The sequence below is a fragment of the Pseudomonas sp. EMN2 genome (genome assembly GCF_009650555.1).
GTDB lineage: Bacteria > Pseudomonadota > Gammaproteobacteria > Pseudomonadales > Pseudomonadaceae > Aquipseudomonas > Aquipseudomonas sichuanensis.
Map to the genome: position 1 here is coordinate 1 of NZ_VZZR01000100.1, position 23,813 is coordinate 23,813.

Annotated in this window: 23 protein-coding genes; 13 read left to right on the plus strand and 10 right to left on the minus strand. The window is 65.3% G+C overall.

Annotated elements, in window-relative coordinates:
• The first annotated feature begins 264 nt into the window (after positions 1-264).
• Positions 265-1,548, plus strand: a complete 1,284-nt coding sequence (locus tag F6X61_RS24075; protein ID WP_110994738.1) for an FAD-binding oxidoreductase — start codon at positions 265-267, stop codon at positions 1,546-1,548.
• 91 nt (positions 1,549-1,639) lie between these two features.
• On the opposite strand, the gene F6X61_RS24080 is transcribed toward F6X61_RS24075, so the two are convergent.
• Positions 1,640-2,383 (minus strand): peptidase C39 family protein, encoded by a 744-nt coding sequence (locus F6X61_RS24080; RefSeq protein ID WP_153788849.1) that lies wholly within the window; start codon positions 2,381-2,383, stop codon positions 1,640-1,642.
• Positions 2,384-2,537: 154 nt separating this feature from the next.
• Between F6X61_RS24080 and F6X61_RS24085 the strand changes: the two genes are divergently transcribed.
• Complete coding sequence (locus F6X61_RS24085; protein ID WP_153788850.1) at positions 2,538-2,717, plus strand: hypothetical protein; 180 nt, start codon at positions 2,538-2,540, stop codon at positions 2,715-2,717.
• Between the two features lie 3 nt (positions 2,718-2,720).
• Here F6X61_RS24085 and F6X61_RS24090 read toward each other — a convergent pair whose 3' ends face one another.
• From F6X61_RS24090 to F6X61_RS24100, 3 genes are all read right to left on the minus strand, one after another.
• The gene (locus F6X61_RS24090; RefSeq protein ID WP_153788851.1) at positions 2,721-3,812 is read right to left on the minus strand and encodes an extracellular solute-binding protein; all 1,092 of its coding nucleotides are present in this window, start codon (positions 3,810-3,812) and stop codon (positions 2,721-2,723) included.
• A complete protein-coding gene (gene aguA / locus F6X61_RS24095; RefSeq protein ID WP_153788852.1) occupies positions 3,812-4,921 on the minus strand; it encodes an agmatine deiminase in 1,110 nt (369 codons plus the stop codon). The genes F6X61_RS24090 and aguA overlap by 1 nt, the downstream gene beginning before the upstream one ends.
• A 94-nt stretch (positions 4,922-5,015) precedes the next feature.
• Complete coding sequence (locus F6X61_RS24100; RefSeq protein ID WP_153788853.1) at positions 5,016-5,903, minus strand: LysR substrate-binding domain-containing protein; 888 nt, start codon at positions 5,901-5,903, stop codon at positions 5,016-5,018.
• Positions 5,904-6,088: 185 nt separating this feature from the next.
• Here F6X61_RS24100 and F6X61_RS24105 point away from each other — a divergent pair, with 185 nt between their 5' ends.
• The 4 genes from F6X61_RS24105 (at position 6,089) to F6X61_RS24120 (ending at position 10,242) form a co-directional block, all read left to right on the plus strand.
• On the plus strand, positions 6,089-7,378 hold the full coding sequence (locus tag F6X61_RS24105; protein ID WP_153788854.1) for an FAD-binding oxidoreductase: 1,290 nt from the start codon (positions 6,089-6,091) through the stop codon (positions 7,376-7,378).
• A complete protein-coding gene (locus tag F6X61_RS24110; RefSeq protein WP_153788855.1) occupies positions 7,371-7,931 on the plus strand; it encodes a helix-turn-helix domain-containing protein in 561 nt (186 codons plus the stop codon). Before F6X61_RS24105 ends, F6X61_RS24110 begins: the two co-directional genes overlap by 8 nt.
• A gap of 10 nt (positions 7,932-7,941) precedes the next feature.
• Positions 7,942-9,294, plus strand: coding sequence for a glutamine synthetase family protein (locus F6X61_RS24115; protein ID WP_153788856.1), 1,353 nt, complete (start codon positions 7,942-7,944; stop codon positions 9,292-9,294).
• 168 nt (positions 9,295-9,462) lie between these two features.
• Positions 9,463-10,242 carry a TSUP family transporter gene (locus tag F6X61_RS24120; protein ID WP_110994729.1) on the plus strand — a complete coding sequence of 260 codons (780 nt, stop codon included), beginning with the start codon at positions 9,463-9,465 and terminating at the stop codon, positions 10,240-10,242.
• Here F6X61_RS24120 and nudC read toward each other — a convergent pair.
• Both nudC and F6X61_RS24130 read right to left on the minus strand, forming a co-directional pair.
• Positions 10,210-11,040 (minus strand): NAD(+) diphosphatase, encoded by an 831-nt coding sequence (gene nudC / locus F6X61_RS24125; RefSeq protein ID WP_153788857.1) that lies wholly within the window; start codon positions 11,038-11,040, stop codon positions 10,210-10,212. The two genes, F6X61_RS24120 and nudC, sit on opposite strands and share 33 nt — an antisense overlap.
• 34 nt (positions 11,041-11,074) lie before the next feature.
• Positions 11,075-11,887, minus strand: a complete 813-nt coding sequence (locus F6X61_RS24130; RefSeq protein WP_153788858.1) for a crotonase/enoyl-CoA hydratase family protein — start codon at positions 11,885-11,887, stop codon at positions 11,075-11,077.
• 150 nt (positions 11,888-12,037) lie between these two features.
• Between F6X61_RS24130 and nhaB the strand changes: the two genes are divergently transcribed.
• On the plus strand, positions 12,038-13,540 hold the full coding sequence (gene nhaB / locus F6X61_RS24135) for a sodium/proton antiporter NhaB (RefSeq protein ID WP_153788859.1): 1,503 nt from the start codon (positions 12,038-12,040) through the stop codon (positions 13,538-13,540).
• 143 nt (positions 13,541-13,683) lie between these two features.
• A complete protein-coding gene (locus F6X61_RS24140) occupies positions 13,684-14,298 on the plus strand; it encodes a dihydrofolate reductase family protein (RefSeq protein ID WP_153788860.1) in 615 nt (204 codons plus the stop codon).
• A 9-nt stretch (positions 14,299-14,307) separates the two neighbouring features.
• Here the strand turns inward: F6X61_RS24140 and F6X61_RS24145 are convergent, their stop codons facing one another.
• Complete coding sequence (locus F6X61_RS24145) at positions 14,308-15,045, minus strand: alpha/beta fold hydrolase (protein WP_153788861.1); 738 nt, start codon at positions 15,043-15,045, stop codon at positions 14,308-14,310.
• A 241-nt stretch (positions 15,046-15,286) separates the two neighbouring features.
• On the opposite strand from F6X61_RS24145, the gene F6X61_RS24150 reads away from it, so the two are divergent.
• The 4 genes from F6X61_RS24150 (at position 15,287) to F6X61_RS24165 (ending at position 19,408) form a co-directional block, all read left to right on the plus strand.
• Positions 15,287-15,988: a YoaK family protein gene (locus F6X61_RS24150; RefSeq protein WP_153788862.1), complete on the plus strand. Its 702-nt coding sequence runs from the start codon at positions 15,287-15,289 to the stop codon at positions 15,986-15,988.
• A 334-nt stretch (positions 15,989-16,322) separates the two neighbouring features.
• Complete coding sequence (locus F6X61_RS24155) at positions 16,323-18,443, plus strand: TonB-dependent siderophore receptor (protein WP_218575551.1); 2,121 nt, start codon at positions 16,323-16,325, stop codon at positions 18,441-18,443.
• Between the two features lie 107 nt (positions 18,444-18,550).
• On the plus strand, positions 18,551-18,790 hold the full coding sequence (locus tag F6X61_RS24160) for a hypothetical protein (RefSeq protein WP_153788863.1): 240 nt from the start codon (positions 18,551-18,553) through the stop codon (positions 18,788-18,790).
• Between the two features lie 57 nt (positions 18,791-18,847).
• A complete protein-coding gene (locus F6X61_RS24165) occupies positions 18,848-19,408 on the plus strand; it encodes a nucleotidyltransferase family protein (protein WP_153788864.1) in 561 nt (186 codons plus the stop codon).
• A gap of 18 nt (positions 19,409-19,426) precedes the next feature.
• Here F6X61_RS24165 and F6X61_RS24170 read toward each other — a convergent pair whose 3' ends face one another.
• Positions 19,427-20,059, minus strand: a complete 633-nt coding sequence (locus F6X61_RS24170; RefSeq protein WP_153788865.1) for a glutathione S-transferase family protein — start codon at positions 20,057-20,059, stop codon at positions 19,427-19,429.
• 222 nt (positions 20,060-20,281) lie between these two features.
• On the opposite strand from F6X61_RS24170, the gene F6X61_RS24175 reads away from it, so the two are divergent.
• Positions 20,282-20,809 carry an RHS repeat-associated core domain-containing protein gene (locus tag F6X61_RS24175; protein ID WP_153788866.1) on the plus strand — a complete coding sequence of 176 codons (528 nt, stop codon included), beginning with the start codon at positions 20,282-20,284 and terminating at the stop codon, positions 20,807-20,809.
• Positions 20,810-21,298: 489 nt separating this feature from the next.
• Here F6X61_RS24175 and F6X61_RS24180 read toward each other — a convergent pair whose 3' ends face one another.
• Together F6X61_RS24180 and F6X61_RS24185 are read right to left on the minus strand one after the other, a co-directional pair.
• Positions 21,299-22,189 (minus strand): DUF2950 domain-containing protein, encoded by an 891-nt coding sequence (locus F6X61_RS24180; protein ID WP_153788867.1) that lies wholly within the window; start codon positions 22,187-22,189, stop codon positions 21,299-21,301.
• Complete coding sequence (locus F6X61_RS24185) at positions 22,186-23,568, minus strand: DUF3300 domain-containing protein (protein ID WP_153788868.1); 1,383 nt, start codon at positions 23,566-23,568, stop codon at positions 22,186-22,188. Before F6X61_RS24185 ends, F6X61_RS24180 begins: the two co-directional genes overlap by 4 nt.
• Positions 23,569-23,813: the final 245 nt, after the last annotated feature.

Below are 23,813 nucleotides of genomic sequence, written 5' to 3' on the forward strand. Positions count from 1 at the left end.
GACTCGAACCAACGACCCCCACCATGTCAAGGTGGTGCTCTAACCAACTGAGCTATGTGCCTGTCGTGTGGGGCGCATTCTACGCGTTACAAAATCGCTGTCAACGCTTTTTTTCACGCTAAGCTACTGAATCTTAAAAATATTTGAAAATGGGTAGCGAGAGGGTCGGCGTAAAGGATTTTCACCGGACGACTAGCGGGTGTTTATTATTATTGATAGCATCGGTACATTCGTTAAAAATATAAAACACGAGGTTACTCGAGCATGGCCACTACCCCCTACCCCCAGTCCTACTACGCCGCCTCGGCCAACCCGGTGCCGCCACGTCCGGCGCTGCAGGGTGAGGTGGAAACCGATGTGTGCATCATCGGTGCCGGCTACACCGGCCTGTCCAGCGCCCTGTTCCTGCTGGAGAACGGCTTCAAGGTGAGCATCGTCGAGGCCGCCAAGGTCGGCTTCGGCGCTTCGGGCCGCAACGGCGGTCAGATCGTCAACAGCTACAGCCGCGACATCGACGTGATCGAACGCACCGTCGGCCCTAAAGAAGCACAACTGCTGGGCAAGATGGCCTTCGAGGGCGGGCGCATCATCCGTGAGCGCGTGGCCAAGTACAACATCCAGTGCGACCTGAAGGACGGCGGCGTGTTCGCCGCGCTGACCAGCAAGCAGATGGGCCACCTGGAATCGCAAAAACGCCTGTGGGAACGCTTCGGCCACACCCAGCTGGAGCTGATGGACCAGAAACGCATCCGTGAAGTGGTTGCCTGCGACAGCTATGTCGGCGGCATGCTCGACATGAGCGGCGGCCATATCCACCCGCTCAACCTGGCCCTGGGCGAAGCCGCGGCGGTCGAGTCGCTGGGCGGCATCATCTATGAGCAGACCCCGGCCATCCGCATCGAGCGTGGCGCCAACCCAGTGGTGCACACCCCGCAGGGCAAGGTCCGCGCCAAGTTCATCATCGTCGCCGGCAACGCCTACCTGGGCAACCTGGTGCCGGAACTGGCCGCCAAGTCCATGCCATGCGGCACCCAGGTGATCACCACCGAGCCGCTGGGCGAGGAACTGGCCCGCACCCTGCTGCCGCAGGACTACTGCGTCGAGGACTGCAACTACCTGCTCGACTACTACCGCCTGACCGGCGACAAGCGCCTGATCTTCGGCGGTGGCGTTGTATACGGCGCGCGCGACCCGGCCAACATCGAGGCGATCATCCGCCCGAAAATGCTCAAGGCCTTCCCGCAGCTCAAGGACGTGAAGATCGACTTCGCCTGGACCGGCAACTTCCTGCTGACCCTGTCGCGCCTGCCGCAGGTGGGTCGCATCGGCGACAACATCTATTACTCGCAAGGCTGCTCGGGCCACGGTGTGACCTACACTCACCTGGCGGGCAAGGTACTGGCCGAGGCCCTGCGCGGCCAGGCCGAGCGCTTCGACGCGTTCGCCGGCCTGCCGCACTACCCGTTCCCGGGTGGCCAGATGCTGCGCGTGCCGTTCAGCGCCTTGGGCGCCTGGTACTACAGCCTGCGTGACCGTCTGGGCTTCTGACAAACCAAGCGCAACAACAGTCGCGGGGCAAGCCCGCTCCCACGCCTATCAATACCTGGCGTGGGAGCGGGCTTGCCCCGCGATTTTTTACTCAATGCCCCAGGCTATTGACCGCCTGCTTCGCCGCAATCTCCTGCCCCGAACGCGCCAGCTCATCCGCCGCCTGCAACCAGCGCTGGCGATCCACCTGGGCCGGCAACTGCCGAGGCGACTGCACCAGCACCGCCCAACTGCCTTCCTTGGCCCACGCCGACTCGAAACTGTCGAAGCTCATCAACTGCCGCCGGTGCATGCCTGCGCGCAGCAGTACCCGCTGCTTGTAGCGGTCATAACCGATCAGCACGGCATAACGTGGCTCGCTCCACCAGGCCGAACCTTCCTGAAAACGCAGCAGCACCGGGTAACCGGCGGCCACTTGCGCCAGCAACGCATCAAGCCGCTTGTCCAACGGGTACACGACCATGCCGTATTCACGCGCTACCTTGGGGATCGTGCTGTCCAGCGACTCGGCGGCCCCAGGCAGGCCCAGCGGCTTGTCCAGCAAGCCCGGGGTGATCGGCGCGCCCTTGGCCGACAGCAGCGCCGCCAGCGCCATCGCGCCACTGTGGTTGGCATTGCCGCGGTAGAACGGCACGCTGCTGATCTCGACCCGCTGCGGCAGGCTCTTGAGCGCCGCCGGGGGTGTGCTGGCGCAACCGGTCAAGGCTGCGGCCACCAGGCAAGCGGCAAGCAGGCGACGGGGGCTCAAACCCCGGGACTTGGGATGGTCTTGCAACATGGGCACTCGCTTGTTCCGACGCCAGGCGGATGCCGCCCGGCCATGGCCACCGATCATAGGCCGCCGCCGCGCCCGGGTATAGCCCGGGCCGTGCTTGGAACCAAACGGCCCAAGCACTCGACCTTCGGTCAATGGAACGTCACAGGCGCCGGGCTAGACTATCAACTGTGTCCGGGATGACGCGTTGCCCGTCACGCAGAAGGAGGCATTCATGACCCTGTCCATGGCAATCCTCATGTTGTTCGGCATGTGGCTCAGCGTTGCGGCCGCCATGCTCTGGGGCGTGCTGCGCATCGTGCGGCGGCATTCCCATCCCCACCAACTGCCCACGCAGCCCCTGGCCAAAGCGCAGCAAGCGCGCCGTGCACGGCGCCATGCCGGTGCGCACTGAGGTTCAGGTGCCGCTCTTCAAACGGCTGAACGCCCGGGTCAGCTCCCGGTTGAACGCCTTGTTGTTGTCGTTCTTGCTGTACAACCGCGCCCGCACCGCTGCCGGCGGGTAGGTACCCGGGGCATTGCGGATCTGCGCATCCACCAGGTTGTCGGCCGCCGTGATGGCGTTTGCGTAGTGGATGCTGTCGGTGATCGGCGCAATCACCTCCGGGCGCATCAGGTAGTCCATCAAGGCCCAGGCCGCTTGCGGATGCGGTGCGTCCTTGGGCACCACCAAGGCATCGAGCCAGATCAACGTGCCCTCGCGGGGGATGCTGTAGTCCAGGCCGAACGGCTTGCCGGCCTGCTGCGCCTGGGCCTGGGCGATGGCCACGTTGCCGTTCCACGACATCGCCACGCAGGTCTCGCCATTGGCCAGGTCATTGATGTTGCGGTCGTTGTCGAAATAGCGGATGTACGGGCGCACCTTGCGCAGCTGCGCCTCGGCGGCCCTGAGGTCCTCCAGCCGCTGCTGGTTGATGTCCAGGCCCATGTAGCGCATCACCGCCGCGAACACTTCGTTGGGGTCGTTGAGCAGGCTGACCCCGCAATCGGCGAATTTCGCCACCACCTGCGGGTCGAACAGCATCGCCCAGCTGTCCTTGGGTGCGTCGGCCAGCCGCGCGGCCACCGCCTGCTGCTGGAAGCCCACGCCGGTGGTGCCCCAGGCGTAGGTGCCGGCGTAGCGGTTGCCCGGGTCGAACACCGCCATGTGCTCGAGAAACGCCTCCCCTACCCCTTGCAGGTGCGGCAAGCGCGACTTGTCCAGCGGCTGCAGCGCGCCGCTGGCGATGGCCCGGCTCAGGTGCTGGCCGGCGCTGAGCACCAGGTCGTAGCCGCTGCCGCCGGTGAGCAGCTTGGTCTCGGCGGTTTCCAGCGAATCGAAATGGTCGGCCACCACGCGGATGCCGGTTTCCTTCTCGAAGTTGGCCAAGGTGTCCGGGGCCAGGTACTCGCCCCAGATGTACAGGTTGACCGTGGGCTTGTCGGCATCGGCGGCCGTGGCCGCCGACACCATGCAGCCCAAGGCGAATGCGAGGGCCAGGCGTTTCATCAGCGGCGACCTCCAGCGTATTGCGGCATGGTGATGCAGGCGACGTTGCCGCCACCGAGCAGGATCTCGCGGCTGTTCTCGATGCCGATGATGCGATGGCCGGGGAACAGCTCGGCCAGGGTAGCCTGGGCGATGCTGTCGTTACGGTCGCCGAACAGCGGCACGACGATCGCCGAGTTGCCGGCGTAGTAGTTGATGTAGGACGCGCAGATCTGCGTACCCGCCTGGCGCACATGGGTGCCATCGACATGGTCCAGGCCCGCCGCTTCTTCAGCCGTCCAGCGCAGCACTTCGGGCTGCGGCAGCTTGTGCACCTTGAGCGCGCGGCCACGGCTGTCGCGGGTGCTGCGCAGGATGTCATAGGCCTCCTGGTAGATCTCCCACTGCGGGTCGTCGCGGTTATCGGTCCATTGCAGCACCACCTCGCCGGGGCGCACGAAGCAGGCCAGGTCGTCGACATGGCCGTCGGTTTCGTCGAACTTGCACCCGCGCGGCAGCCAGATCACCTGCTCGGCGCCTAGGTAGTCCTGCAGCCGGCGGGTCACCTCATCCTTGCCCAGGTGGGCGTTGCGGTTGCGGTTGAGCAGGCACTGCTCGGTGGTCAGCAGGCTGCCTTCACCGTCGCTCTGGATACCGCCCAGCTCGGCGATCAAGGGCGCGCGGTAGCGGTCGAGGTTTTCGATCTCGAGGATCTTGCGGGCGATCTGGTCGTCCTTGTCCCAAGGGTAATAGAGGCCGCCGTCCAGGCCGCCGTAGGCATTGAACTCGAAGTCCACGCCGCGCACCTGGCCGCTTTGATCGTTGACCACGAAACACGGCCCGCTGTCGCGGAACCAGGTGTCGTTGCAGGTCATCTCCACCACCCGCACATGGGCCGGCAGCAGGTTACGGGCGTTGGCGTACTGGGCGGCGGAGGCACAGACGGTCACCGGCTCGCTGCTGGCGATGGCCGTGACGATCTCGACCCAGACCTTCTGCGCCGGCTTGCCGCCATTGCGCCACACATCCGGGCGCTCCGGCCAACCGAGCCAGCAGCCGGCCTTGGTTTCGAATTCGCCGGGCAAGCGGAAACCATCGGCCTTGGGGGTAGTGGTGAGCGAACGTGCCATGGGTCAACCTCGGGGTCGGTGAGTGATGACTGCACGCTACGCCGCGGCGCTTTTGCCTTCCAACGATGAAAACTCAGCGATAGCTGAATTGAATTCAACTATCACCCAGCTGTTCGATGAACCATTCGATGAATTGCGCCACTGCGCCGCGTTCCAGGCGCAGGCGCTCGCACACCAGCGCGTACTGCCCCTGGGCGGTCACGCTGGCGCTGAACGGGCGCACCAGACGGCCACTTTGCAGGTCGGCCTGGCAGGTGAGGTTATCGCCCATGGCCACGCCCTGCCCCAGCAACGCCGCCTCCAGCGCCAGAGCGGCGTGGGGGAAATACAGTTGTCGGGTGGGCAAGGCGTCTTCGGCATGGGTGGCCAGCCAGGTGGTCCAGGTGCGGCCATCCTGATCGTCGTGCAACAGGCAATGACGCACCAGGTCGCGCGGGCGCTTGAGGCCGCCCTGGTTGAACAGCCCCGGGCTGCACACCGGGAAGAACTGCAGCAGCGGCAAGGGCCGCACGAAGTGGGTGCTGGCATCCAGGTTGCTGGTGCCGTAGGTGATGGCCAGGTCGACGTCCAGCGCCGGGGCGCCGGCGTCGATCGGCTGGTCGTGCAGGTGCAGGGTGATGTGCGGGTAGCGGCTGCCGAAGTCGGCCAGCCTTGCCACCAGCCATTTCTGCGCCAGCTCCGCCGTTACCGCCACCCGCAGCACGGCCTGGGAAGCCGGGTCGCGCAGCTCGTCGCAGGCCTTGCCGATCAGTTCGAAGGCCTGCTGCAGGTGGTGCAGCAGGCGCTCGGCCTCGGCGCTCGGGCGCACCTGACGGCCGACCCGCTCGAACAGGGCGACGCCGAGTTGTTCTTCCAGTTGGCGGATCTGGTGGCTGACGGCGCTGTCGGTCACGCACAGCTCGGCGGCGGCGCGGCCGAAGTGGCCATGGCGAGCGGCGCATTCGAAGGTGCGCAGGGCGGTTAGCGATGGTAGGCGGCGCATGGGCAGGGTCTTTTAGTGATTGTCGAGGGGCGCAACGCATCGCGGGGCAAGCCCGCTCCCACGTCAAGTAAGCAGGCCGAACGCGGTCCCCGGATCATATCGCCAACTTCTTCCCACTGGCGCAATGAAATTTATCTGCTATTTTTTCATGAAAATAATCAAAACAAATTTCACGAGGCACCGGCATGTTCAAGCAATCCGCCCAGCACGTCGCCAGCTACTACGCCCAGACCTACCCCAGCGCCATCCCCCTGCGCCCTACCCTGCACGGCCAGCACGACACCGACATCCTCATCATCGGCGCCGGTTTCAGCGGCCTGCACACTGCCCTGCGCCTGGCCCTGGCCGGTAAACGCGTAACCTTGCTCGAAGCCAGCCGCGTCGCCTGGGCCGCCTCCGGGCGCAATGGTGGCCAGGCCCTGCCGGGCTGGTCCTGCGACATGCCGCCGCTGGAAAAGGCCCTGGGCCTGGAGCGCAGCCGGCGCCTGTGGGACAGCATGTGCTGGGCCGCCCGCGAGATGGGCGAGTTGCCGGCGCGCCACGGCTTCGACATCGACTACCGCCTCGGCAGCCTGTGGACTGCCGTGCTGCCCCGGCGGGTAAAGCTGCTGGAAGAAGCGCAACGCGACGCGGCAGAGAAATTCGGCTACGACTGCCTGCGCCTGATCGGCCGCGACGAGCTGCCCGAGTGGATCGACAGCCCACGCTACCAGGCCGCCCTGCTGGACCCCAACGGCGCCCACCTCAACCCGCTGAAACTGGCCCAGGGCCTGGCCGCCACGATCGAACAGGCCGGCGGGCGCATCTTCGAACAGAGCCAGGTGCTCGACTACCACGAAACGGCCGAAGGCTTCGTCGCCCGCACCGACAAGGGCGAAGTGCGCAGCAGCGTGCTGGTGCTGGCCTGCAACGCCTACATCGACCGGCTCGACCGCAACCTGGCGCGGCGCCTGCTGCCGGTGGGCTCCTACCAGGTGGCCACCGCGCCGCTGGACGCCGACTTCGCCGCCTCGCTGCTGCCACGCAACAGTTGCGTGATCGACAACCAGTTCGTCCCCGACTACTTCCGCCTCACCCCCGACCACCGCCTGTTGTTCGGCGGTGGCTGCACCTACCTTGGCGGCATCCCCAAGGATGTCGCCGCCGCCACCCGCCCCTACCTGGAACGGGTGTTCCCGCAACTGCGCGGGGTAGCCATCGAACATGCCTGGGGCGGCCATATCGACTGCAGCATCCAGCGCACCCCGGACATCGGCCGCCAAGGCCAGCGCTACTGGCTGCAAGGCTTCTCCGGGCACGGCGTGCTGCCGACCCTGGCCGGGGCGCGGGCGGTCAGCGACGCGATCCTCGGCGACGACGACTTGCTGGCGCTGTACCAGGGCATCGACAACGGCCGCTTCCCCGGCGGCGACCTGCTGGCTGCCCCCCTGGAGGCGGCGGCCAAGGCCTGGTACAGGATGCGCGACCATGTCTGAGTTGACCGACGACAGCCAAGCCCTGGCGCGGCTGGTGCGCGACCTGCGCAAGCACCGTGGCCTGACGCTTGACGAGCTGGCCGGGCGGGTCAACCGCTCGCTGGGCTTCCTCTCGCAGGTAGAGCGCGGCCTGTCGCGCCCGACCGTGGCCGACCTCACCGCCATCAGCGAAGCCCTGCAGGTACCGACCACCTACTTCTACCAGGCCGTGCCGCCACGGGAGATCGACTGGGTCACCCGCCCCGGCGAACGGCGCACCCTGTACTACGCCGCCGGCGTCACCGACGTGCTGGCCTCGCCCACCCTCAATGGCCGCTTCGCCATGCTCGAAAGCCACCTGGCACCGGGTGCCAGCAGTGGCGACGGGCACCTGGACGACAGCTCGGAACAGGGCGGCTTCGTCCTCGAAGGCGAGCTGACGCTGTGGCTCGAAGGCCGTGACGAGGCCGTCACCCTGTACCCCAACGACAGCTTCCAGCTGCCGCCACACAGCCAGTTTCGCTACGCCAACCTCACCACCGAGCCGACCCGGGTCCTCTGGGTCTTCCGTTAAGAGCATGACCATGACAACTACAAAAACAATGCCCGACCTGCTCAGCGAAGTCCGCGCCTTCCGCGCCCAGCACCCGCAGGTGCGCTACGTCGACCTGATCAGCCTGGACATCCCCGGGCACTTCTACGGCAAGCGCTACCCCATCGACATGCTGGAAAAGGTCGCCGCTGGCAGCCCGCTGAAGCTGCCACAGAACTGCGTACTGCTGGGCGTGCAAGGCGGGCTGTTCCCGATTGGCGACTACTGCTTCAACGACGGCGACCCCGACGCCCCGCGGCGCCTGGTGCCCGGCACGCTCAAGCCGGTGAGCTGGGAGCGCGAGCCGCTGGGGCAGATGCTGATCAGCTCCGACGGCACCGCTGCCCCCATCGAATTCGAACCGCGCGAAGTGCTCGCCCGCGTGCTGCAGCGCCTGGAACGTCGCAGTATCCGCCCGGTGGTGGCGTTCGAGTTGGAGTTCTACCTGTTCGACCGGGCGCTCAAGGAAGGCCTGCCGCAGTTCCCCCACGACCCGTTCAGTGACGACGCCGACGACCAGCCGAACATGCATATCGAGCGCCTGTCACGCTTCTCCGACGTGCTGCGCGACATGGTCAAGACCGCCAACGCGCAAGGGGTGGACGCCAACGTCATCACCGCCGAGCTGGGCCCGGGCCAGTTCGAGATCAACTTCGGCCACTGCGACGACGGCCTGCGCGCCGCCGACTGGGCGGCGCTGTTCTGCCGCAGCACCCGCGGCGTGGCGCTCAAGCACGGGCTGCGCGCCTCGTTCATGAGCAAGCCGTACCTGCAGGCGCCGGGCAGTGGCATGCATGTGCACGTCAGCCTGTACGACAAGCAAGGCAACAACCTGCTCGCGGCCAACGACCAACGCCCCCTGCGCCACGCCGTGGCCGGCTGCCTGGAGCTGTTGCCGCACTGCATGCCGATCTTTGCCGCCAACCACAACGCATTCCGCCGCTACGGCGCCATGGTCAATGCCGCCAGCCGCGCCAGCTGGGGCTTCGAAGACCGCGACGCGTGCATCCGCATTCCCGAGTCGGACCCGCGCAACCTGCGGATCGAACATCGCCTGGCGGGGGCGGATGCCAACCCGTACCTGGTGCTGGCGGCGATCCTGTGCGGTATGGAGCACGGACTCGATGCCGGGCAGGAGCCGATTGCGCCGCTGAACGAGGACCGTGGCAGCGGCATCGACTTCCCCAAGGACATGCTCGGCGCGGTGGCGGCCATGCGCGGGCATCCGGCGGTGAATGAAGGGCTGGGGGCGGAGTTCGTGATGGTGTATTGCGAGAACAAGCGCCAGGACCATCTGGCGTTCATGCAGGAGGTGAGTGCGCGGGAGTATCGCTGGTTCCTTTAAAGTCCATCGCGGGGCAAGCCCGCTCCCACGCGGCGCTCAGGCTGAGGCGTGGGAGCGGGCTTGCCCCGCGATGGCGTCGGTGCTGACAACACACACTTGGCGGCTTACCATGTCACCCCTCTAGCGCGGCAGTTTGCCGCACCCCTGCCTTCCAGCCTGCCGACCCCCATGCCCTTCGAACTCACCGTAGAACCGCTCACCCTGCTGATCCTCGCCCTGGTCGCCTTCGTCGCCGGTTTCATCGATGCCATCGCCGGTGGCGGCGGCCTGCTGACCACCCCGGCGCTGCTCACCGCCGGCATGCCGCCGCACCTGGTGCTGGGCACCAACAAGCTCAGCTCCACCTTCGGCGCGGCCACGGCCAGCATCACCTACTACCGTCGCAAGCTGTTCCACCCGGCGCAGTGGCGCCAGGCGATTGCAGGCACCCTGGCGGGCGCGCTGCTGGGTGCGGTGGTGGCCCATTACATGCCGGCCGAATGGCTGAACAAGATGCTGCCGGTGATCGTCTTCGCCTGCGGCGTCTACCTGCTGTTCGGCGGCACGCCCAAGGCGCCGCTGGACGCCGATGCGCCGATCAAGAAGAAATGGCAGTTCCCCCAAGGCTTCACCCTGGGTTTCTACGACGGCGTCGCCGGCCCCGGCACCGGCGCGTTCTGGACCGTCAGCACGCTGCTGCTCTACCCCATCGACCTGGTCCGCGCCAGCGGCGTGGCGCGCAGCATGAACTTCGTCAGCAACATCGCGGCGCTGACGGTGTTCATCATTTCCGGGCAGGTGGACTACATCGTCGGCCTGTGTATGGGCCTGTCGGTGATGGTCGGCGCGTTCTTCGGCGCACGCACGGCGATCAGCGGCGGCAGCAAGTTCATCCGCCCGGTGTTCATCGCCGTGGTGCTGGCGTTGACCGTCCGCCTAGCGTGGCAGCACTGGTTCGGCCAGGCCTAAGCGCCGCGCCACATACAAGTCGATCAGGTAGCGGGCGATGGAGCGCCCGGCCGGCAGCGGCGGCAGCTCGTGCACGCTGAACCACTGCGCATCCTCGATCTCGTCCGGCTGCATGACGATCTCGCCACCGGCGTACTCGGCATGGAAACCGAGCATCATCGAGTGCGGGAACGGCCAGCACTGGCTGCCGACGTACTGGATGTTCTTCACCTCCACCGCCACCTCTTCGCGCACCTCGCGCACCAGGCAGTCCTCGGCCGACTCGCCTGGCTCGGCAAAACCGGCCAGGGTGCTGTAGACGCCCGTCACGAAACGCGGCGAGCGCGCCAGCAGCACCTCGTCGCCACGGGTAACCAGCACGATCATGCTCGGTGAAATGCGCGGGTAGCTGCGCAGGTCGCAGGGCTGGCAGTACATCGCCCGCTCCCAGTGGATCTGCGTCATCGCCTGGCCACAGCTGCCGCAGAAGCGGTGCTCGCGGGCCCAGGTGCCGATCTGCGCGGCGTAACCCAGCACCTTGTAGGTGTCGAAGTCGCCTTCGAGCATGAACCGGCGCAAGCCCTGCCAGGCGCAGCCCGGCACCTCGCCGGCGCTGCGCAGTTCGAGCAGGAACACCGGCTGGCCGTCGAAGTGGCCGATGCCGTGCTCGCACAGCACGTCCAGTGCCTGACGCTTGAGCCAGTCGCGGGGGAACAGCGCGCCATTGGCGTCCACCAGGAACCCTTCCGGGCTGCGGGCGACGGCCAGCCCCCCGGTGATCTGCGGGTCGAGTACTGCGGTTGTCCAGCGTGCTGACATCGTTGCGGTCCCTTGAAGGCGCCCGCCAACGGGGTCAGTCGGCGAACGTCGGTTGCTGTTTGCTCATGTGGGCGGCCACCGCCACGCGCAGGTCTTCGGACTGCAACATGGCGGCGTTCCAGGTGGCAATGTACTCCAGGCCATCGTCGACGCGATGGTCACGCATGTAGCTGATCAGCTCCTTGGTGCCGGCCACCGCGATCGGTGATTTTGCGGCAATCTCGCGGGCAATGGCAAAGACTCCATCGAGCAATGCGGCGTGGTCGGCATAAACCCGGTTGACCAGGCCGATGCGCAGCGCCTCTTCGGCATCGACCATGCGCCCGGTAAAGGCCAGCTCGCGCATGATGCCGTCGCCGATGATACGCGGCAAACGTTGCAGGGTGCCGACATCGGCGGCCATGCCCATGTCGATTTCCTTGATCGAAAACTGTGCGTCGCTGGCGCAGTAGCGCATGTCGCAGGCCGAGACCAGGTCGATGGCGCCACCGATGCAGTAACCCTGGATCGCCGCCAGCACCGGCTTGCGGCAGTTGTCCACGGCGTTGAACGAGCTTTGCATGCGCAGGATGGTGCGGCGCAGCAGGCGGGCGTTGCGGCCGACGTCCTTGCCCAGCTGGCCGGCCAGCGAGGCCAGCATCATCAGGTCGATGCCCGAGGAGAAATGCTTGCCGGCGCCACTGATCACCACGGCGCGCACCGCGTCGGTGTCGTCGATCCACTGGAAGATGTCGACGATCTCCTCCCAGAAGGCGGCATTCATCGCGTTGATCTTGTCCGGGCGGTTGATTTGCACGTGGGCGATGTTGTCGGTCAGTTCAACCTTGAACGCGGTGTATTCGGTCACGGACGGCACTCCTGTGGGAAAAGGGTTCACGCGCAGGATCTTAGCGCACCCACAAGGCCGCACATGTGCCAAAAGCGGGACTGCACGCCTTGCACCTCGGGGCCCGATGCGGCACCGTGCGCCACTGTAGAATCAAAAGGATACAAATTCATGTCGCAATCCCTGCCCAGCGCCCTCGCCCACAGCTTCCTGGGCCAGTCGCCGCGTTGGTACAAGGCGGTCATCTGCCTGTTCCTGCTGCTCAACCCGCTGCTGCTGGCAACCCTCGGCCCGGTGGTCACGGGGTGGGCGCTGGTGCTGCAGTTCATCTTCACCCTGGGCATGGCCCTCAAGTGCTACCCGTTGATGCCCGGCGGCCTGCTGCTGGTCGAAGCGCTGCTGCTGCGCATGGCCACGCCCGAAGCGCTGTATGAAGAGCTGCAACACAACTTTCCGGTGATCCTGCTGCTGATGTTCATGGTCGCCGGCATCCACTTCATGAAAGAGCTGCTGCTGTACCTGTTCTCCAGGATCCTCCTGGGGGTGCGCAGCAAGGCCGCGCTGGCCCTGCTGTTCTGCGTGCTGTCGGCGTTCCTCTCGGCGTTCCTCGACGCGCTGACCGTGACCGCGGTGATCATCAGTGCCGCCGTGGGTTTCTACGCGGTCTACCACCGGGTCGCCTCCGGCACCAACCCCCGCGAGGAGTCGTCACTGGACAGCGACCAGCAGGTCGAACAGCTGCACCGCGACGACCTCGACCAGTTCCGCGCCTTCCTGCGCAGCCTGCTGATGCATGGCGCGGTGGGCACCGCGCTGGGCGGCGTGTGCACCCTGGTGGGCGAGCCGCAGAACCTGCTGATCGGCCATGAGATGGGCTGGCACTTCGCCGACTTCTTCCTCAAGGTCGCGCCGGTGTCGATGCCGGTACTGGCCGCAGGCCTGGTCACCTGCGTGCTGCTGGAGAAGCTGCGCCTGTTCGGCTACGGCACGCTGATGCCCGAGCGCGTGCGCCAGGTACTGGCCGCCTACGCCGCCGAAGACGACGCCGCACGCACCCCGGCGCAACGCATCGCCCTGGTGGTGCAGGGGCTGGCGGCGCTGATCCTGATCGTCTGCCTGGGCCTGCACATCGCCGAGGTGGGGCTGATCGGCCTGCTGGTGATCGTGCTGATCACTGCGTTCACCGGCATCACCGACGAGCACCGCCTGGGCCGTGCGTTCCAGGACGCCATGCCGTTCACCGCGCTGCTGGTGGTGTTCTTCGCGGTGGTGGCGGTGATCCACCAGCAGCAGCTGTTCAGCCCGCTGATCGCCTGGGTGCTGGCGCTGCCGACCGAGCAGCAGCCGGGCATGCTGTACCTGGCCAACGGCCTGCTCTCGGCCATCAGCGACAACGTGTTCGTCGCCACCATCTACATCACCGAGGTCAAGCAGGCGTTCGTCAGCGGCGCCATGAGCCGCGAGCACTTCGAGACCCTGGCCGTGGCGATCAATACCGGCACCAACTTGCCCAGCGTGGCGACGCCCAATGGCCAGGCGGCGTTCCTGTTCCTGCTGACTTCAGCGATCGCGCCGCTGATTCGCCTGTCCTACGGGCGCATGGTGTGGATGGCGCTGCCCTACACCGTGGTCATGGGTGGGCTGGGGTGGTGGGCGGTGACGTACTGGTTGTAAACATCCCCGTCCACACCAGCTTCAATCGCCGGCTTGCCGGCGATTGAAGCCACCAACGCGTCGCCGATGTTCTATCGTTCCTGTCGATTTCAGCCCGCCCCGTTCGACTACCCCTCGAACAGCCACCTGAAGAGGAACACCCCATGCGCAAGCTTATCGTCGCCGCCTTCATCACCCTCGACGGCGTCATGCAGGCCCCCGGCGGCCCGCAGGAAGATACCAGCGGCGGCTTCACCCACGGCGGCTGGATCCCGCCGCTGGCCGACGAAGCCTTCGGCCAGGCCATGCAGACGCTGTTCAGCCAGCCGTTCGAGCTGCTGCTGGGGCGGCGCACCTACGACATCTTCGCCGGGTACTGGCCGCACGTTGAGCACCAATCGGACGATAGCTCGCTGGCCGACCTGTTCAATCGCGTGCCCAAGCACGTTGCCACCCACCATCCCGGCTCGCTCGACTGGCACAACAGCCATGGCTTGGGCGCGGATGTGGCCGGCGCGGTTCGCGCGCTCAAGCAACAGGACGGCGACGTACTCCTGACCCAGGGCAGCGGCGAACTGGTGCGCCAGCTGCTGACCGCCGGCCTGGTGGATGAGCTGAGGCTGCTGATTCACCCGCTGCTGCTCGGCCGTGGCAAGCGGCTGTTCGGTGATGACGCGCAAGCGGCCGCCTTCGAGCTGGTGGAATCGGCCACTACGCCCAAGGGCGTGCTGCTTGCCCACTACGTGCGCAGTGGCGAAGTCCGTACCGGCTCGTTCTGAGGGCGGTCGTCAGCCGAGCAGGCGGGCGATGGCACTGGCAAAGCCTTGCGGGTCTTCGAGCATCATCAGGTGGCCCACGCCCGCCAGCTCGGTATAGCTTGCCGCCACCCGCTCGGCCCAGTGGGGCACGTCCCAGCCGGCGCGTGAGTGCTCGCCGGCCAGCAGGTGCACCGGCGTCGCGGCAAACACCGCCTGTAGCTGCTGCGGGTAGCGGGCCGCGCCAGTGACCGCGACCACCGAAGCGGCCATGGCCTGCAAGGTGGCTGCCGGCTGATGGGCCAGCCAGCGCTGTGCCAGGGCCAGCCGCCGTGGATCGGGCGCGACCCCGGCACGTGCCAGCCAAGCGCCAGGATCGGCCCGATAGCCTGCCAGCAGCTCTTCGACCGCTTCGCGGTCCATGCGCGCCACCGAGGCCGACCAGAACGCATCGTTCAAGGTGAAGTTGCCTTCGACACTGGTCACGCTGGCCACCTGCTGCGGGTAGCGGTGAGCGAACATCAGCGCCACCACCCCGCCCACCGAATGCCCGACCAGGTGTACCCGCGCCACGTTGCGCGCCTGCAACTGGCGGTGCAGGTGCTCGACCTGGGCGGGAATATCGATCAGTTTCGGCGCGGTGTCCTGCAACGTGCCATAGCCGAGCAGGTCGGGGGCGATCACCCGGGTAGGCAGGGTGTCGTGTAGTGCGGGATGATCCAGGCAGCCGATCAGGCCGTTGATCAGGACTACCGGCGTATCCTTTTGCATCGCATGCCTCGCGGCCAACCGTGGGGAGTCCGCAGCATGAGCCTGCCGCCCGGGGATCGCCAGCAGCGGCTGATTGCGCCGGCCCACTGCGTGGTTTGCCTGGGTGCTGTTGCAATTGCCGCGTATCGTCTACAGCCGTGCCTGCCTCCAGGCCTGGCTACTCCCACGTTCCCTGCGTGCCCATGCGCAAGGCCTTGGCGCCGGTATAAGATCGGGACCCCACTGTCGGAGACATACCCTCATGCTGCCCACCGCCTCTTCCCTGCACAGTGCTCGCCGCGCCAGGCTGCAGGTGCTGCGCGGCCGCGTTGGCCTGGGGCTGGTGGCCGGGCTGTCGGTGCTGGCGGGCATGACCGACGCCATCGGCCTGCTGGCGCTGGGTGATTTCGTTTCGTTCATGAGCGGCAATACCACGCGCCTGGCGGTGGCCATCAGCCAGGCCGACCTGGCGTTGGTGCTGCGCCTGGCCTTGGCGATCTTCAGTTTCGTGCTGGGCAATGCCCTGGGGGTGCTGCTGGCCCGGCACTTTCGCCGGCGGGCCTCACCCTTGTTGCTGGTGGTTGCCGGCCTGCTTGCGTTTGCCGCCGCCTGGCCGCTGGCAACGAGCTTCCCGGCGCTGGTCGCGGCGATCCTGGCAATGGGCATGCTCAATGCTGTGGTCGAGCAGGTGAATGGTCTGCCGATTGGCTTGACCTATGTCACCGGCGCGCTTTCGCGGTTTGGCCGCGGGCTGGGGCGCTGGTTGCTGGGCGAGCGGCGGCAGGGCTGGCGGGTGCAGTTGGTGCCCTGGAGCGGGATGCTGCTGGGCGCAGCCATCGGCGCCTGGCTGGAGCAACGGCTGGGGTTGCTGGCGTTGTTCGCAAGCTGTGGCCTGGCCTGTGTGCTGGCCTTGGTGAGCCGGTTTATTCCACGGGCGTGGCAGTTGGGGTACATGCCGCGTTGAGGGGGTAGTCGGGGGTGACATGACTTGGGATTGCATGTGGGCTGCCAGGTGCATGGCGATAGATCTGCAGCGCCCTCAAGATCGAGCGCCGCCCGCGCGGCGCTCGATCTCATAGGCGCTGCAAAAACACCGCCCAGCACCTGGTGGCCATCACCCGATCTTTATTACCCAAATCCGATGAGGGGCCAGAAGCCTCTGCGCGAAACACAAATACACCCAAACGAATAGCCACCCACGAAATGAAATATTTTTCCGAATATTTCATCTTTACACTTGCTTTACATTTGCGAACCATTACCATTCGCCACCTCAAACAACAACGAGTCGTATTCCCATGTCGAAAAAGTCTGTTGCTCCAGTATCCCTGTCGATGCTGGGCCTGCTGGTCATCCCTGCTGTCCATGCGCAGACCAAGGACCCGCTGGCCCTGCCGGCCACCTCGGTGACCAGCGCCTACGAGCAGCAGAGCTACAAGGCCAGCGAGAGCAAGAGCGCGCTGAAGATCGACGCACCGCTGCGCGATATCCCGCAGACCGTCAACGTGGTGCCCGAAAGCGTGATCAAGGACCAGGGCGCCCAGTCCATGGAAGACGTGCTCAAGAACGTGCCCGGCGTCGGCCTGTCGAACGGCGACGGCCAGCGCGACCAGGTGACCATTCGCGGCTTCAGCGCCATCGGCGACATGTACGTCGACGGCATTCGCGACGATGCCCTGTACTTTCGCGACCTCTCCAACGTCGAGCGCGTCGAAGTGATCAAGGGCCCTGCCGCCGTGCTCTACGGCCGTGGCTCGTCCGGTGGTCTGATCAACAGCATCAGCAAGAAACCGGGCCTGGCGCCGAAGCAGGAAGTGGGCATGACCCTCGACACCGAGGGCAAACGCCGCACCCAGTTCGACAGCGGCTGGGCCGCCCCCGAGGGCAACCAGGCCTACCGCGTCACCGGTGCCTTCGAAGACAGCGACACTTTCCGCGACGACGGCTACATCGACCGCAAGGCCATCGCTCCATCGGCCTGGTTCAAGCTGTCCGACGACCTGGAGCTGAACCTCGGCGCCACCTACCTGTACGACAAGCGCCTGATCGACTTCGGCATCCCGGCCGTGGGTGACCGCCCGGCCAACGTCGACCGCGACAAGCGCTTCGGCTCGGGCAACGCCTCGCAGGACTATGCCCGCAGCGAGGTGTTCTCGTTCACCGCCAGCCTCGACTACCGCATCAACGACGACTTCACCCTGACCAACACCAGCCGTTACTACCGCTACGACCTGGACCGCAACAACACCCTGGCCGACAGCAGCCCAACCCGCTTCGTCACCGCGCCCAACGGTGAACTGCTGGTCAAGCTCAACCGCGGCAACGTGGCGCGCGATGAAAGCGGTGTGTTCAACCAGACCGAGCTCAAGCAGCAGGCGCAACTGGCCGGCATGCAGCACAACCTGCTGTACGGCGTGGAGGTCGGCTTCCAGGACAAGTACCAGCGCGTCTACAGCCAGAACAACGTGGCCCGCGTGCCGGTGTACCGCGACGCCTTGGTGGGCGTGCCAGACCACGCCGCCAACCTGTCGTCCAACGGCACCAACTACCAGCAGACCAGCGGTTTCTACGTGCAGGACCTGATCGAGCTGACCTCGCAGTGGAAAGCCCTGCTGGGTGTGCGCTACGACATCTTCGGCCAGGAGTACAACGACGCCCGTGTGCAGAACGTCGACCTCGACCGCACCGACAAGACCTGGAGCCCACGTGCGGGCCTGGTGTTCCAGCCTGACCAGATCCAGTCCTACTATGTGTCGGTCAGCCGCAGCTACCAGCCTTCGGGCGAAGTGTTCGCGGTCGCCCCGAGCAACGCCGGCCTGGAGCCGGAAGAGACCACCAACTATGAAGTGGGCGCCAAGTGGGACCTGCTCGACAGCCGCCTGTCGCTGACCGCGGCGGTGTTCCGCCTCGAACGCACCAACATGAAGACCGCCGACCCGGCCAACCCCAACCTGACCATCCTGGCCGGTGAACAGCGCACCGACGGCTTCGAGGCGACCCTCAGCGGCCAGCTCAGCGACAAATGGCAGGTGTATGCCGGCTACGCCTACCTGGACGCCGAGATCACCAAGTCCAACAGCAAGACCAACGGCGTGGCCAACGAAGGCCAGGTGCCCACCCTGACGCCACGCAACAGCGCCAATGTCTGGCTGGTGCGCACCCTCACCCCCGAGTGGCGCGTAGCCGCCGGCGCCAACTACGTCGACGACCGCTACACCGCGCTGGACAACAAGGTGGTGATGCCCGCCTACACCACCTTCGACGCCGCCTTGCTGTACAGCGTGCAGCACTGGGATGCGGCCTTGCGCCTGAAGAACGCCTTCGACCGCGACTACTATGCCTCGGCCCACGGCTCGGTCGACCTGGCCACCCCGGGCGCGCCGCGTACCCTCGAAGCCAGCGTGAACTACAAGTTCTGACCGCCTGCTTGCCGCCTCGATAGTCACTATCGAGCGCGGCAATTTCTCCTCATCGGGCGTGCGCCCTAAGCTCGCTCCATCGATCCACCGATCATGGAAAGCGCCCGATGAACACCCCTCGCCTATTGCTCGCCGCCCTGGCCATCGCCGTACTGAGCGGTTGTGCCAACCACCCCGAACTGCGCCCATTCACCGCCGGCGAAGCGCGCCAACTGCAGCTCGAAGCGTTGCAGCGCCAAGGGCTTAGCCAGGAGCAATACGAACAACGCCGGCTGGCCGTGCTGCGTGCAGACCAGCAGCAAACGGTGACCGAAACGGGCACCCTCCCCACCTCGACACGCGGTTAACAGCGCCGACCGATCCGGTTATCCTCGCAGCCCTCTACCATTGCCAAGGACTGGACGATGCCACCACTCACCTCCGAGCGCGTGATCGCGCTGGCGCTGGAAAACCCGATCAACCGTATTCTGCTCGAGCGCCTGCCAGCACTCGAGCTGCCCGAAGCGATGCTCACCGCCGGCTGCCTGTTCCAGGCCCTGTGGAACCACCGCGCAGGCCGCGAGCCGGGCTGGGGCGTGAAGGACTACGACATCATCTACTTCGACCAGGACCTCTCCTGGGAGGCAGAGGACCGGGTGATCCAGGCCGTCCAGGCGCTGGGCGCCGACCTCGGCGTCACCCTGGAAGCGCGCAACCAGGCCCGGGTGCACCTGTGGTACCCCGAGCGGTTCGGCGTGCCCTATCCGCGCCTGACCAAGGTCACCGACGGCATCGACCGCTACCTGGTCAGCTCGACCTGCCTGGGCCTGGGCATCGCCAGTGGCGAGCTGTACAGCACCCATGGCCTCGACGACCTGCAGCACGACCTGCTGCGCAGCAATCCGCTCAACCACCAGCCTGAATTGTTCCGCGCCAAGGCCGAGAGCTACCGGGCGCGCTGGCCGTGGCTACGCGTGGTGGGCTGAACCAGGGGCCGAGTGCGGCTAGTCGCCAGCCGCCGCCCGCGGCATCAGTTCATACGGATGCTTCCACCCCGGCATCGCCATGATCCGCGCCTTCCACGCCTCGATATGCGCGAACTGCTTCAGGTCGATCCCGGTATCCTCGGGCATGAATACATACCCCGCCAGCGACAGGTCTGCGATGGTCAGCCGGCCACCGACCATGAACGGCGTCTGCGCCAGGTGCGCATCGACGACGCGGTACGCCGCCGTGGCCCGCTCGCGCAGGAAGCGCGTGACATCGGTCTCACCGGATTTTTTCAGGCAGAAGATGAACCGCAGCGACGCGTAGTAAGAAGTGAACTTGTGGTTGTCGAACAGCATCCAGCGCCAGATCTCACGCCGCTCGGCGTCATCCCGCGGGCCGAACTGGCCGGTGCGTTCGGCCAGGTAATCGAGGATCAGCGCCGACTGGGTGAGCGTTTCACCGGCATGCTCCAGCACCGGGACTTCGCCCTGTTCGTTGACCTGGTCGCGCCAGGCCTGGCCGCGGGTCTGGCCGTTGAAGAAGTCGACGAACACCGCCTGCCAGGGCTGGCCGGTGAGCTCGAGCATCAAGGCGACCTTGTAGGCGTTGCCGGACTCGGCGAAGCAGTGGAGCTTGTAGTCGGACATGGATCTTCAGCTTCCTTTGAAGGATCGGAGGGCCATTCGCGGGTAAACCCGCCACAGGCATCCCACACAGCCTGCAGGAGCGGGTTCACGTGCAAAGAAGCCCAGCAGACCACGCACAGCCATTCGGGGTCAATGGCGGTAAGGAACTGACAATTCTACTAGTTGCACCTTGAATCGATACCCCTCAACGTAACATCAAAAACAGTTGGAGGAGTCAATATCATGGCGCAACAAGAAAATAAATTATTCTATCAAGCCCAGAATCTCCATCACGTTATCTCCATAAATGAGAAGTACTCTCTCTTCGGATTCAATGGAAGTCCTTTGGCAGAACGTACCACAACCCAAACACTGCTACTGGGAATTGAGCGACAAGGCACCATCCTAAGTACAATCCCAGGCCACGCGCTAGCTTACACTCCTTATGGACGGCGAAATGTGTATTCAACAACGCAGCCAATATTGGGATTTAACGGTGAACTCATACAAAAAATTGGTGATTACTATCTACTAGGTCGCGGTTATCGAAGCTACAACCCGACACTCATGAGATTCCAATCACCTGACAGCCAGAGCCCATTCAAACGAGGCGGCATCAATAGTTATGCATACTGTGCCGGTGACTCGATCAACTTCATCGACCCGAGCGGGCATGGGAAAGTCAAAACCATCAGCATCAACCCTTCTACCCCTCTAAATCGGGTGACACTGGAACACAACAAACAAATAAAAAAACCACCGGATCAATAAACAAACAAAGAAACTCATTAGTCACAAAGCTTTATAATCCTGACGACCACCTCGACTCCGACGTCCAGAAGATAGCCCGCAAAATCAACGCGCATAAAAAAACAGTGTCAAAACTTTTAAAATATCCAGACACCGAAGATCGAAATGCCTTGATAGACATTACCAACGCGGGGACTGTCATCCTCGCAAAGGCCCGCGGTTTCCCACCAGCGGGAGCGATAGACACTCATGGGCACTCACATTATATGCAACACATACAATCCCTTATTGAGTTTCTCGAAAAAGCTGCCGAAGATCAGTCCCCTTCGTCGCCTGCTGAATCGAACTTGTCAATCCGCAATCCCGATAACAGCAGCCTTCCATAGTAAAATCACACCCTCATGACCGGGCAGAGCACCGCCCTGCCCGGTCAATCCAAACCTCACGCATGTAATCCGAAACGGCCAGCCGCACCACCTCGACACGTTGTTGACACCTTGGATGGCTCGCCTAGTCGGCACCAACCTCCACCGGCTTCCAACTACTGTCCGGATCAAAGCGTTTCATCGCCTTGGCCACTTGCTCGCCTTCCGGCCCCAGGTCCTTTTCGAACACCTCGCCGTCGTGGCTGATCATGAAACTCATCACCCCGCTGTCGTCGTAACGGGCCGGCCAGGCGACCAGGGCGAAGCCACGGCTCATGCGATCGCCGATCAGGTAGTCGTAGGCGCCGCCCGGCGCCGAGGGGCCCTGGGCTTCGAGGATGCGGAAGTGATAGCCGTACCAGTCCTCACCCGCCTGCTCCTGGCCGAACAACGGACCCAACGGGCTGATCTGGCCATCGCCGTCATCGGCCCAGTACAGGCCATCGTGCTGGCCCGGGGTGCTGAAGATGCGCCGGGCGTACTCCAGTGCGCCGTTGCCGTTGCGGTCCTGGCTTGCATAGTCCATCTGCGCGTCGTGGTAGGCCAGCATCGACTGCAGCACCGCCAGTTCGTTGCGCCCGATTCGCCGGGCGCGGATCTCGGCACTGCCGGCCTTGAGGTCGAAATGCCAGCCGTTGGCGCCTTGCACCAAGGGGATGGGCAAGGTCCAGTGGGCGTCACCCACCGCCAGCCGCGCGCGGTGCTCGTCGGTTCGTTCTATACGGTGCGCTTTAGCGTATTGCGCAAGGAAAGTATCGACATCGCGGTGCTGCACACCGCCACGGGGTATGTAGGTGCGCCAGTCCTCGCCGAGCAGCTGGCCGAAGCGCGCTTCGTCCGGTGGCTGGGTGCCCAGTGCGCTGACGAAGGCTTCGACGGCCTGCTCCGGGGTGGCGAAGTGTTCCTGCGCTGCCGTAAGGCCTGGCCAGGCCAGGCAGGCCGCGAGCCATAACAACCTTGTGTTGGGCATGTTCATCGGCGGCCCCCTCCATGAAAGCGCCCGCCCCCGCCGCTGGGGCGGGATACCTGTTGCCCTGCTGCCCGCTGGCCGCCGCCACGCTGGGCGAAGGCCTGGCTGGTACGCCCCCGGTCCGCCTGCAGGCTGCTGCGCGACGGTGAACGTACACCGTCGAAGGCATTGTTACGGGCAGCACCAGCGCCCTGGCGTTGCGCCAGTTGCTGACGGGCCTGGCCTTGCCCTTGGCGCTGCTGGATAGCCGGATTGGTCCTGGGCGCATCCTGGCGCCGCTCGGCAAGGCGGCTGTCATTGCGCTGGGCCTGGGCTTCGCGCACGCGGTCACGGGCCTGCACGTTACTGGTGGCGGGCCGTTCGATGCCATGGCGGTCCAGCGAATTCAGCGCGTTCTGCCGCTCCCTTGCACGCTGTGCATCGTCGCCACGGTAGGCGGCACGGTCGCGCGCGCCATCCAGCTGGCGGCCGTACTGCTCGCGGTTGCGAGCATCGCGGTAAGGCACGCCGTCACGGTGCACCGGGTTGTGCTGCCACTTGTTGTTGATGGTGTTGATCTGGTTGTTGACGTTGAGGCTGTTGTAGCGATTGACGTCGATATCGACGTCATGGTGGTTCCAGTCGCAGTCGCCCCACAACGAAGCCACGATCGCCACCCCGGTGCCGAACGCCAGCCCGGCCACCAGCGCCTGGCCCGGGTAGTAGGCCGGCGGCGGCGGATAGTAGGCCGGCGGCGAAGCTGGGTAGGCCCAGGTGCCGTAGGTGGTCGTGGGGTTGTAGCTGGGCACGTAGACCGTCTGCGGGTCGGCGGGCTGGATGATGATGGTCTGGTTGCTGGCCGGGGCACTCTGGTTGGCTGCGGGCGTGCTGGCCGGAGCGGCCTGCACGGTGACGTTCTGGTACTGGTTGCTCTGCAGGTTGCCGGCGGCCTTGGCTTGCTGGCGCAGGCGCTGTACGCCGTTCATCAGGTCGTCCGGCTGGGCCAGGAAGGCATCGCCCAGGCGCTGCACCCAGACCGGGTCCTGGCCCAGCGTGGCGAGCACCTGGGGGAAGGCCACCAGCGCCTGCACGCTGGGGTCCCAGGGTTGACTGGCCACCTGCTTGACCGCGTCATCGCCCTTGGCGTCCGGGTGAGCCTTCGACCAAGTGACCGCTTCGGCCACCTCGCCCGGGTAGGTGCTGGCCATCAGCACCTGCGCCAGCAACGGGTCGGGGTACAGGGCAATGGGGGCCAGCATCTGGTCCAGTTGCTCCTGGGTGAACACCGCCTGCTTGGCGGCGGCGGGCTCGGGCACCGCCGGGCCAGGGGCCGCCGTCTCGGCGAACGAAGGGGCACCATGCAACGCCAGCATCACGGCCAGGACGCAGGAAAATCGAGTGCGCATTCACACCTCCCAGGTGGGTCATACCGCTCGAAATGGGTAAGTCGAAGCCCGGGAGGTGAACGCTTGAACCGCCAGCGACTGCTTTCAGCTTCGGTGCTGAGTGGCAAGGGTAGCAGAGGGATGCGATGTTAAAAGGCGGGCTATTTGGCCTGGCGGGCTGTCCGTGGTCCTCGCCATGCACGCGCCTGTTCGCCGCTGCGTGCACTTCTCGATTTTACGGTGATAGCTCATAGCCACATAACACC